Source organism: Citrobacter sp. XT1-2-2 (assembly GCF_023516235.1).
Lineage (GTDB): Bacteria > Pseudomonadota > Gammaproteobacteria > Enterobacterales > Enterobacteriaceae > Citrobacter > Citrobacter werkmanii.
In genome coordinates, this window is sequence record NZ_CP097324.1 from 4,108,437 (window position 1) to 4,120,180 (window position 11,744).

The 11,744-nt window shown below is 52.4% G+C and carries 7 protein-coding genes; 3 read left to right on the forward strand and 4 right to left on the reverse strand.

All coding sequences use genetic code 11. The annotated features are described in order from the left end of the window. Positions 1–144: 144 nt before the first annotated feature. The 4 genes from lpdA to pdhR all read right to left on the reverse strand — a co-directional run bounded on the left by lpdA (position 145) and on the right by pdhR (position 7,242). Positions 145–1,569 (reverse strand): dihydrolipoyl dehydrogenase, encoded by a 1,425-nt coding sequence (gene lpdA, locus M4I31_RS19580; RefSeq protein WP_003018686.1) that lies wholly within the window; start codon positions 1,567–1,569, stop codon positions 145–147. Positions 1,570–1,744: 175 nt separating this feature from the next. Further along, positions 1,745–3,637: a pyruvate dehydrogenase complex dihydrolipoyllysine-residue acetyltransferase gene (aceF, locus tag M4I31_RS19585; RefSeq protein WP_085048302.1), complete on the reverse strand. Its 1,893-nt coding sequence runs from the start codon at positions 3,635–3,637 to the stop codon at positions 1,745–1,747. A gap of 14 nt (positions 3,638–3,651) precedes the next feature. Beyond that, the gene (gene aceE, locus M4I31_RS19590; protein WP_038637266.1) at positions 3,652–6,315 is read right to left on the reverse strand and encodes a pyruvate dehydrogenase (acetyl-transferring), homodimeric type; all 2,664 of its coding nucleotides are present in this window, start codon (positions 6,313–6,315) and stop codon (positions 3,652–3,654) included. A gap of 162 nt (positions 6,316–6,477) precedes the next feature. Then, the gene (gene pdhR / locus M4I31_RS19595) at positions 6,478–7,242 is read right to left on the reverse strand and encodes a pyruvate dehydrogenase complex transcriptional repressor PdhR (RefSeq protein ID WP_003018699.1); all 765 of its coding nucleotides are present in this window, start codon (positions 7,240–7,242) and stop codon (positions 6,478–6,480) included. Positions 7,243–7,807: 565 nt separating this feature from the next. On the opposite strand from pdhR, the gene aroP reads away from it, so the two are divergent. From aroP to M4I31_RS19610, 3 genes are all read left to right on the forward strand, one after another. After that, entirely contained in the window at positions 7,808–9,181 is a 1,374-nt protein-coding gene (gene aroP / locus M4I31_RS19600; RefSeq protein ID WP_087857667.1) for an aromatic amino acid transporter AroP, read from the forward strand. 157 nt (positions 9,182–9,338) lie between these two features. Beyond that, complete coding sequence (locus tag M4I31_RS19605; protein ID WP_038637261.1) at positions 9,339–10,745, forward strand: glycoside-pentoside-hexuronide (GPH):cation symporter; 1,407 nt, start codon at positions 9,339–9,341, stop codon at positions 10,743–10,745. Next, positions 10,745–11,695, forward strand: a complete 951-nt coding sequence (locus M4I31_RS19610; RefSeq protein ID WP_085048303.1) for a family 43 glycosylhydrolase — start codon at positions 10,745–10,747, stop codon at positions 11,693–11,695. The genes M4I31_RS19605 and M4I31_RS19610 overlap by 1 nt, the downstream gene beginning before the upstream one ends. The last annotated feature ends 49 nt before the right edge of the window (positions 11,696–11,744 follow it).

Here is an 11,744-nt window from a genome sequence, read left to right on the forward strand (position 1 = left end):
GTTGGGGCGTATCGTGCAGTACGGGAAAAAACATTTTCTGGCAATTCGGCGATTTACCTTAATTTTTGCCAGACTTTGACACTATTTTGTAACAAACACATAAAAAAAGCGGCCATTCAGCCGCTTTTTATCATTTCGGAAAAATTACTTTTTCTTCGCTTTCGGGTTCGGCAGGTCGGTGATGCTACCTTCGAACACTTCGGCAGCCAGACCGACGGACTCGTGCAGCGTCGGGTGCGCGTGGATGGTCAGCGCGATGTCTTCAGCGTCACAACCCATTTCGATCGCCAGACCGATTTCACCCAGCAGCTCGCCGCCGTTGGTACCGACAATCGCCCCACCGATCACACGGTGAGATTCTTTGTCGAAAATCAGTTTGGTCATACCGTCTGCGCAGTCAGAAGCGATAGCACGGCCCGAAGCAGCCCACGGGAAGGTGGCGGTTTCGTAGCTGATGCCTTTTTCTTTCGCTTCTTTCTCAGTCAGACCAACCCATGCAACTTCTGGTTCAGTGTACGCGATGGATGGGATAACTTTCGGATCGAAGTAGTGTTTCTTACCGGCGATAACTTCAGCGGCAACGTGACCTTCGTGAACACCTTTATGCGCCAGCATCGGCTGACCTACGATATCGCCGATAGCAAAGATGTGCGGCACGTTGGTGCGCAGCTGTTTGTCAACGCGGATGAAGCCACGGTCGTCAACTTCCACGCCAGCTTTGCCCGCATCGAGGTTTTTGCCGTTCGGTACACGACCGATAGCCACCAGCACGGCATCGTAACGCTGTGCTTCAGCAGGCGCTTTTTTGCCTTCCATGGAAACGTAGATACCGTCTTCTTTCGCTTCAACGGCGGTCACTTTGGTTTCCAGCATCAGGTTGAATTTCTTGCTGATGCGCTTGGTGAAGACTTTAACCACGTCTTTATCGGCAGCCGGGATAACCTGATCGAACATTTCAACTACGTCGATCTCTGAACCCAGCGCATGGTACACGGTACCCATTTCCAGACCGATGATACCACCGCCCATAACCAGCAGGCGCTTAGGAACCGTTTTCAGTTCCAGCGCGTCAGTGGAGTCCCACACGCGCGGATCTTCATGCGGAATGAACGGCAGTTCGATCGGACGGGAACCCGCCGCGATGATCGCGTTGTCGAAGTTGATCACGGTTTTGCCGTTTTCGCCTTCAACTTCCAGGGTGTTCGCCCCGGTAAATTTACCCAGACCGTTAACCACTTTCACTTTACGGCCTTTAGCCATACCAGCCAGACCGCCGGTCAGTTGAGTGATAACTTTTTCTTTCCAGGTACGAATCTTGTCGATATCGGTTTTCGGCTCGCCAAAAACGATACCGTGTTCAGCCAACGCTTTGGCTTCTTCGATAACTTTAGCTACGTGCAGCAGCGCTTTAGAAGGGATACAGCCGACGTTCAGACAAACACCGCCGAGGGTGCTGTAACGTTCTACGATGACGGTCTCCAGACCTAAATCTGCGCAACGGAAGGCAGCAGAGTAACCTGCAGGGCCTGCCCCAAGTACCACGACCTGAGTTTTGATTTCAGTGCTCATCATGACCTCTTAATTTATACCCGTCGTCCACCGGGTCGTTCTATCCGCCCGTATTTTACAAAATTGTTAACAATTTTGAAACAACAAACGGCAACCGATTTGTCTTTCGCACAATAACCTCACTGACTTCATGAGATTACCAGAAAAAAGCCGGCCGTCGGGCCGGCTTTTTCGCTTACATCACCAGGCGGCGAATGTCAGACAGCATGTTGTTGATGATGGTGATAAAGCGCGCACCATCCGCACCGTCGATTACGCGGTGGTCAAAGGAGAGCGAAATCGGCATCATCAGACGCGGCATAAACTCTTTACCGTTCCACACTGGCTCCATTGCGGACTTGGAGACACCGAGGATCGCCACTTCCGGCGCGTTAACAATCGGCGCGAAGTGGGTAGTACCCAGGCCACCGATGCTGGAGATGGTGAAGCAACCGCCCTGCATTTCGCCAGCAGTCAGCTTGCCATCACGCGCTTTCTTGGAGATGGTGGTCAGCTCACGAGACAGCTCGGTAATACTCTTCTTGTTCACGTCTTTGAAGACCGGAACAACCAGACCATTCGGGGTATCTACCGCAACGCCGATGTTGATGTATTTCTTCAGGGTCAGACGCTGACCATCTTCGGACAGAGAGCTGTTGAAGCGCGGCATCTGTTCCAGAGCGGCGGCAACGGCTTTCATGATGAAGACCACTGGGGTGAATTTCACGTCCAGTTTACGTTTTTCAGCTTCGGCGTTCTGCTGTTTACGGAACGCTTCCAGATCGGTGATATCGGTCTTATCAAAGTGCGTAACGTGCGGGATCATCACCCAGTTACGGCTCAGGTTCGCCCCAGATATTTTCTGGATACGGCCCAGTTCCACTTCTTCGATTTCACCAAACTTGCTGAAGTCCACTTTCGGCCAGGGCAGCATGCCCGGGATACCGCCGCCAGCAGATGCTGCCGGTGCAGACTCGGCGCGTTTAACCGCGTCTTTCACGTAAGCCTGAACGTCTTCACGCAGGATACGACCTTTACGACCGGTACCTTTCACTTTCGCCAGGTTCACACCAAACTCGCGCGCCAGGCGGCGAATCAGCGGAGTCGCGTGGACGTAAGCGTCGTTTTCAGCGAAGTCAGATTTACCTTCCGCTTTTGCAGCTGGAGCTGCTGGCTTCTCAGCTTTCGCCGCAGGAGCCGGAGCCGCCGCTTCTTGTTTAGCCGGAGCGGCCGCAGGCGCTGCGCCTTCAACTTCGAAGACCATAATCAGAGAACCGGTTTTCACTTTGTCGCCGGTGCTGATTTTGATTTCTTTCACGGTGCCCGCGAACGGCGCCGGAACTTCCATTGACGCTTTGTCGCCTTCAACGGTGATCAGTGATTGTTCAGCGGCAATTTTATCGCCCACTTTAACCATCACTTCAGTGACTTCAACTTCATCACCACCGATGTCCGGCACGTTAACTTCTTTCGAGCCAGAGGCTGCCGGAGCCGGAGCTGCTGCTGGAGCCGCTTCAGCTTTCGCCGGGGCAGCCGCACCAGCTTCGCCTGCTACTTCAAAGATCATAATCAGGGAGCCGGTAGACACTTTGTCGCCAGTGCTGATTTTGATCTCTTTCACGGTGCCTGCGAACGGCGCCGGAACTTCCATAGAGGCTTTGTCGCCTTCAACGGTGATCAGAGACTGCTCAGCCGCAACGGTGTCGCCCACTTTAACCATCACTTCGGTCACTTCGACTTCGTCGCCGCCGATGTCCGGTACGTGTACTTCTTTCGCCGCTGCCGCAGCAGGTGCTGCTGCCGGAGCCGCTTCTTTCTTCTCTTCTGCCGGAGCAGGTGCAGCAGTTGCTGCACCGTCGGCGGAATCGAAAATCATGATCAGTTTGCCGGTCTCAGTTTTATCGCCAACAGAGACTTTGATCTCTTTAACGATACCAGCCTGAGGAGACGGAACTTCCATAGAGGCTTTGTCGCCTTCTACGGTGATCAGCGACTGTTCAGCTTCAACTTTGTCGCCCACTTTGACCAGGATCTCGGTGATTTCAACTTCATCAGCCCCGATGTCCGGTACATTGATTTCGATAGCCATTATTCTTTTACCTCTTACGCCAGACGCGGGTTAACTTTATCTGCATCGATGTTGAATTTGGTGATTGCGTCAGCAACCACTTTCTTATCGATTTCGCCACGTTTAGCCAGTTCGCCCAGGGCCGCTACAACCACGTAGGAAGCATCAACTTCGAAGTGGTGACGCAGGTTTTCACGGCTGTCAGAGCGACCGAAGCCGTCAGTACCCAGTACGCGGTAATCATCAGCCGGTACATAAGTACGAACCTGTTCGGCAAACAGTTTCATATAGTCAGTAGATGCTACTGCCGGTGCGTCGTTCATTACCTGAGCGATGTATGGAACGCGCGGCGTTTCCATCGGGTGCAGCATGTTCCAGCGCTCACAATCCTGGCCATCACGCGCCAGTTCAGTGAAGGAGGTTACGCTGTACACGTCAGAACCCACACCGTAGTCGTTCGCCAGGATCTGGGCAGCTTCACGCACGTGACGCAGGATAGAACCGGAGCCCAGCAGCTGAACTTTACCTTTCTTACCTTCGAGGGTTTCGAGTTTGTAGATACCTTTACGGATACCTTCCTCGGCGCCTGCTGGCATTGCCGGCATGTGGTAGTTTTCGTTCAGGGTGGTGATGTAGTAGTAAACGTTCTCTTGTTTCTCACCGTACATACGCTCCAGACCATCGTGCATGATGACCGCAACTTCGTACGCGTAAGACGGATCGTAAGAGATACAGTTCGGGATAGTCAGAGACTGAATATGGCTGTGACCATCTTCGTGCTGCAGACCTTCGCCGTTCAGCGTAGTACGACCGGAAGTACCACCAATCAGGAAGCCGCGAGCCTGCTGGTCGCCTGCCTGCCAGCACAGGTCGCCGATACGCTGGAACCCGAACATGGAGTAGTAGATGTAGAACGGAATCATCGGCAGATCGTTGGTGCTGTAAGAAGTCGCAGCAGCCAGCCAGGATGCGCCGGCACCCAGTTCGTTGATACCTTCCTGCAGGATCTGACCTTTCTCGTCTTCTTTATAGTAAGCAACCTGCTCACGGTCCTGCGGGGTGTACTGCTGGCCGTTCGGGCTGTAGATACCGATCTGACGGAACAGACCTTCCATACCGAAAGTACGCGCTTCGTCAGCGATGATCGGAACCAGACGATCTTTGATCGACTTGTTCTTCAGCATCACGTTCAGGGCACGAACGAACGCGATAGTGGTGGAGATTTCTTTGTTCTGCTCTTCCAGCAGCGCACCGAAGTCTTCCAGAGCCGGCAGTTCCAGCTTCTCGGTGAAGTTCGGTTGACGAGCAGGCAGGTAGCCATGCAGTTTCTGACGCTGGGCGTGCAGATAGGTGTGCTCTTCTGAACCTTCCGGGAAGGTGATGTAAGACAGGTTTTCAACCTGCTCATCGGTCACTGGAACGTTGAAACGGTCGCGGATATAACGCACGCCGTCCATGTTCATTTTCTTAACCTGGTGAGCGATGTTTTTACCTTCAGCAGTGTCACCCATGCCGTAACCTTTAATGGTATGGGCGAGGATTACAGTTGCTTTGCCTTTGGTTTCCTGCGCTTTTTTCAGTGCAGCGTAGACTTTCTTCGGATCGTGACCACCACGGTTCAGAGCCCAAATCTGCTCATCGGTCCAGTCAGCAACCAGGGCTGCGGTTTCCGGGTATTTACCGAAGAAGTGCTCACGTACGTATGCGCCATCTTTGGATTTGAAGGTCTGGTAGTCGCCGTCAACGGTTTCGTTCATCAGTTGGATCAGTTTACCGCTGGTGTCTTTACGCAGCAGCTCATCCCAACGACCGCCCCACATGACTTTGATAACGTTCCAGCCAGCACCTGCAAAGATGCCTTCCAGTTCGTTAACAATCTTGCCGTTACCGGTGACCGGGCCGTCAAGACGCTGCAGGTTACAGTTGATAACAAAGACCAGGTTGTCCAGTTTTTCACGGGTCGCGATAGTGATCGCACCTTTAGATTCTGGCTCATCCATCTCGCCGTCGCCGAGGAAGGCGTAAACGGTTTGTTTAGAGGTATCTTTCAGGCCACGGTGTTCCAGATATTTCAGGAATTTAGCCTGGTAGATAGCACCGATTGGGCCCAGACCCATAGAAACGGTCGGGAACTGCCAGAATTCCGGCATCAGTTTCGGGTGCGGGTAGGAAGACAGGCCTTTGCCGTGAACTTCCTGGCGGAAGTTGTTCATCTGCTCTTCGGTCAGACGACCTTCCAGGAATGCGCGTGCGTAGATACCCGGAGAGATGTGACCCTGGAAGTATACCAGGTCGCCGCCATCCTGCTCGTTGCGTGCACGGAAGAAGTGGTTGAAGCAAACATCATATACCGTTGCGGAGGACTGGAAGGATGCCATGTGGCCACCCAGCTCAAGGTCCTTTTTAGACGCACGCAGTACGGTCATGATGGCGTTCCAGCGGATAGCAGAACGGATACGACGTTCCAGATCCAGATTACCCGGGTATTCCGGCTCATCTTCAACGGCAATAGTGTTGACATAATTGCTGGCCCCTGCACCTGCCGCTACTTTCACGCCGCCTTTGCGCGCTTCTGAAAGCAGTTGGTCGATCAGATACTGAGCACGCTCAACACCTTCTTCACGGATGACCGATTCGATCGCCTGTAGCCAGTCGCGAGTTTCGATCGGATCCACGTCATTTGGGAAACGTTCTGACATGGGGGTATTCCTTATCTATCTAATACGTTGAGTTATCTGGAACCTGTCCCATTACGTTCTCGCCAGAGAGCGTAATAAGACAGGTTCTGCGTTTAGTTGCCGCGCTTTTAGTTCGCGCTTGATTTACAACATCTTCTGGTTAACGTTCTGCCAGAAAAATCACTAATTCTTTCGTTGCTCCAGACGGCGTAAGGCGCGTTCTCGACGGCTTTCCTCACGGCTTCTGTCCAGTAAAATCTCTTCGATAAACGCCAGGTGACGGTGAGACGCTTCACGCGCCTCTTCAGGCTTCCCGGCGATGATTGCTTCAAAGATACGGGTACGATGACTGCTTACCAGCGGCAGCATCTCGCGACGCGCATACAGCAATTCGAAGTTTTGCCGAACGTTCTGGGCCAGCATCGGCTCCATACACCTTAGCAGATGGAGCAGCACCACATTGTGTGCGGCTTCGGTGACAGCAATTTGATACTGGAGTACGGCATCGGATTCGCCGTCCAGATCGCCGGACTGTTGCGCAAGCTCGATCGCATGGTGGAGTTCACGGATACGCGTTTTGTCTTCATCCGTGCTGCGCAGTGCAGCGTAATAGGCTGCAATACCTTCCAACGCATGGCGCGTCTCAAGCAGGTCAAACTGGGATTCAGGATGGTCAGAGAGCAGCTCTACCAGTGGGTCGCTAAAGCTTTGCCACAGGCTGCTCTGTACAAAAGTGCCGCCGCCCTGACGACGAAGCAGTAACCCCTTCGCTTCAAGGCGTTGGATCGCCTCGCGTAAGGAGGGGCGGGAGACGTCGAACTGTTTTGCCAGCTCGCGTTCCGGTGGGAGTTTTTCTCCGGGGCGAAGTGTCCCCTCAAGAATTAAAAACTCCAGCTGCTGCTCAATCACATCGGAGAGTTTTGGTTGGCGGATTTTGCTGTAGGCCATGATTTCCTGTCTTAAGCCATTTGCCCGGAGTCAATTGGTCTTACCAATTTCATGTTCTTGACGCTAAAGTAACAAAGTATTCACCTTCTGTCCATACAGGTTTTGATTGAAATCAGTAAAGGAGGCATATTTTAACAACATTACAGAAATAACGTTTCAAACATGTAACTATGCACAAATGTTAAATTTACCCACCACGGGGTAGTTTTAACCTAATTTAAACGAAAAAATATATTATCTGAACCGATTCACCCACTTAATTATCGATTTAATAAGCAAAATTTATGAATAAAAATTCATAATGGAAATTTTGTGGTAGTTAAACTCGCATTTACAAATGGTTTCTTTTTATTCAACTCGTCAACGCCCTCGCATAAAGCAGGTGCATTCGCGCCCGCATAACATTATTCTGTTAAAGACAAAAGTATTTAGGCAACATTTCCTTATTGGCATCTGTAAACAAATTAATACAACAAACGGAATTGCAAACTTACACACGCATTGCTGCGTAGTTCAAAAAATAAGTACTCGAAATTATGAAGAGTAAAACCACACACGAGGTTTAATGATGGAAAGTCAACCGCATGGCGATCAGCTCAAGCGCGGCCTTAAAAACCGCCATATACAGCTAATCGCGCTGGGTGGCGCGATTGGTACCGGGTTATTCCTCGGTAGCGCATCCGTTATCCAGTCTGCAGGACCGGGGATTATCCTGGGTTACGCTATTGCCGGCTTTATCGCCTTTTTGATCATGCGCCAGCTCGGTGAAATGGTCGTTGAAGAGCCGGTTGCAGGCTCCTTTAGCCACTTTGCCTATAAATACTGGGGCGGTTTCGCGGGTTTCTCTTCCGGCTGGAACTATTGGGTACTGTACGTTTTGGTTGCCATGGCAGAGCTAACTGCCGTAGGTAAATACATTCAGTTCTGGTATCCGGAGATCCCAACTTGGGTTTCTGCGGCGGCCTTCTTCGTGCTGATCAACGCCATCAACCTGACCAACGTGAAGGTGTTTGGCGAGATGGAGTTCTGGTTTGCCATTATTAAAGTCATCGCCGTAGTCGCCATGATCCTGTTCGGCGGCTGGCTGCTGTTTAGCGGCAACGGCGGCCCACAGGCCACCGTCAGCAACTTGTGGAGCCAGGGGGGATTCCTGCCGCACGGCTTCACCGGTCTGGTGATGATGATGGCGATTATCATGTTCTCCTTTGGTGGGCTGGAACTGGTCGGCATCACCGCGGCTGAAGCCGATAACCCGGAGCAAAGCATTCCCAAAGCGACTAACCAGGTTATCTACCGTATCCTGATTTTCTATGTCGGTTCGCTGGCGGTTCTGCTTTCCCTGATGCCGTGGACGCGCGTCACCGCTGATACCAGCCCGTTTGTCCTTATTTTCCACGAGCTGGGCGACACCTTTGTTGCCAATGCGCTGAACATCGTGGTGTTGACCGCCGCCCTTTCTGTCTATAACAGCTGCGTATACTGCAACAGTCGTATGCTGTTCGGTCTGGCGCAGCAGGGTAATGCGCCGAAAGCGCTGATGAACGTCGACAAGCGCGGCGTACCGGTGAACACTATTCTTGTCTCCGCGCTGGTAACGGCTCTGTGCGTGCTGATCAACTATCTGGCGCCGGAATCCGCCTTTGGCCTGCTGATGGCATTGGTGGTTTCCGCCCTGGTGATCAACTGGGCGATGATCAGCCTGGCGCACATGAAGTTCCGCAAAGCCAAACAGCAGCAGGGCGTAACCACCCGCTTCCCGGCGCTGTTCTACCCGCTGGGTAACTGGGTATGCCTGCTGTTCATGGCCGCAGTGCTGGTGATTATGCTGATGACGCCGGGCATGGCGATCTCGGTGTACTTAATCCCGGTATGGATTGGTATTCTTGGCATCGGCTATCTGTGCAAGCAGAAAACGGCCCGCGCGGTTAAAGCGCATTAAACTTCCCTCCCCCACCTGGACCAGGTGGGGGTTGTTACCTGCCTCACACTTTCCCACTCACGACTGTTTCGTCCATATCAGCGGCGTTATCCTGCAACGTAAAAACACCGGTACCAGACAATAATTCTCTCCATATCTCATTAATGGAGTGCAGTTGATGGAAACCAGTAAGCTCACGGTGAAAGAAAAGATCGGCTATGGAATGGGCGACGCCGGATGCAACATCATCTTTGGCGCCATCATGTTGTTTGTTAACTATTTTTACACCGATATTTTTGGTCTTGCGCCTGCCCTGGTCGGCGTATTACTGCTCTCAGTACGCGTTATCGATGCCGTTACCGACCCTATAATGGGCGCGATGGCCGACCGCACACGCAGTAAATATGGTCGATTTCGTCCATGGCTTTTGTGGATGGCTTTCCCTTACGCATTATTCAGCGTGCTTATGTTTACCACCCCTGAGTGGACGTATAACAGCAAGGTTATCTATGCCTTCGTCACCTACTTCCTGCTCTCTATTACCTATACGGCGATCAACATTCCCTACTGCTCGCTCGGCAGCGTTATCACCAACGATCCCAAGGAACGCGTCGCCTGCCAGTCATATCGCTTTGTATTGGTAGGAATCGCAACCCTGCTGCTCTCCCTTACCCTGCTGCCGATGGCCGACTGGTTTGGCGGGGAAGACAAAGCTAAAGGGTATCAGATGGCGATGGCGGTACTCGCCTTCATCGGCATGTGTATGTTCCTGTTTTGCTTTGCATCAGTCCGTGAACGCGTTCGCCCCGCCGTGCAGACTAACGACGATTTAAAAGCCGACCTGAAAGACGTGTGGAAGAACGACCAGTGGGTAAAAATCCTGCTGTTAACCCTGTGCAACGTCTGCCCGGGCTTTATTCGCATGGCCGCCACCATGTACTACGTTACGTGGGTTATGCAACAAAGCACGCAGTTCGCCACGTTGTTTATCAGCCTCGGCGTCGTCGGCATGATGATCGGCAGCATGCTGGCGAAGGTATTAACCGATCGCTGGTGCAAACTGAAGGTGTTCTTCTGGACCAACATCATCCTGGCGATTTTCTCCGCTGCATTTTATTTCTTCGACCCGAAAGCCACCATGATGATTATGGTGCTCTACTTCCTGCTCAACGTCCTGCATCAGATCCCTTCCCCGCTGCACTGGTCGTTGATGGCGGATGTCGATGACTACGGCGAGTGGAAAACCGGTAAGCGCATCACCGGGATCAGTTTCTCCGGTAACCTGTTTTTCCTCAAGCTGGGCCTGGCAATTGCCGGGGCGATGGTAGGCTTCCTGCTCTCCTGGTACGGCTACGACGCAGGGGCGAAAGCGCAAAGCGACTCCGCCATTAACGGTATTATGCTGCTGTTCACCATCATACCTGGCGTAGGTTATCTGATTACCGCAGGCGTGGTTCGCCTGCTAAAAGTTGACCGCGAGTTTATGCAGCAAATCCAGACCGATCTGGAAAAACGCCGTACCAACTACCGTGAACTCAATGAATACCACGATATAAAAACGACTGAACCCGTAAGGAAAGCCTAATGAAACAGTGGCCAAATCCCTTTATCGAACAACGCGCCGATCCGTTTATCTTACGCGACGGTAGCCACTACTATTTCATTGCGTCAGTGCCAGAATATGACCGACTGGAGATTCGTCGGGCCGACTCTCTGGAGGGATTGCGCTCCGCCACTCCTGTTGTCGTCTGGCGTAAGCCGGAAAATGGTCCTATGAGCCAACTCATCTGGGCGCCGGAACTTCATCATCTGGCAGGCAAGTGGTACATCTATTTTGCCGCTACCCATACTCAGGCGCTTGATAAGCTGGGGATGTTCCAGCACCGCATGTTTGCCTTGGAGTGCGCAGACGCCGATCCGTTGACCGGCAAGTGGACAGAGAAAGGCCAGATTAAAACGCAGTTTGATACCTTCGCCCTGGACGCCACCACCTTTAATCATCAGGGGAAACAGTGGTATTTGTGGGCACAGAAATCGCCAGATATCGCCGGAAATTCCAATATTTATCTCGCAGAGCTGGAAAACCCATGGACGATTAAAGGCGAGCCGGTCATGCTCAGCCATCCTGAGTATGACTGGGAATGCCGGGGTTTCTGGGTCAACGAGGGTCCGGCAGTCATGGTGCATGGCGACAAGCTGTTTATCAGCTATTCGGCCAGCGCCACCGATGAGAATTACTGTATGGGGTTACTGTGGATTGGCCTCAACGATGATCCGCTCACCCCGCAGAACTGGCATAAATCACCGCGCCCGGTCTTTACCACCAGCTATGAAAATCGCCAGTATGGACCGGGACACAACAGTTTTACGCAAACGCCGGATGGTGAAGATGTACTGGTGTACCACGCGAGAAATTACACCGAGATTGAAGGCGATCCGTTGTACGATCCAAACCGCCATACACGTCTGAAACTGGTGCGCTGGGACGAAAACGGGATGCCCGATTTTGGCATCCCGCCTGCTGATACGATCTAAGCCGTTGCACTGCCCGGTGGCGCTAATGCTTACCGGGCCTACACGTTTT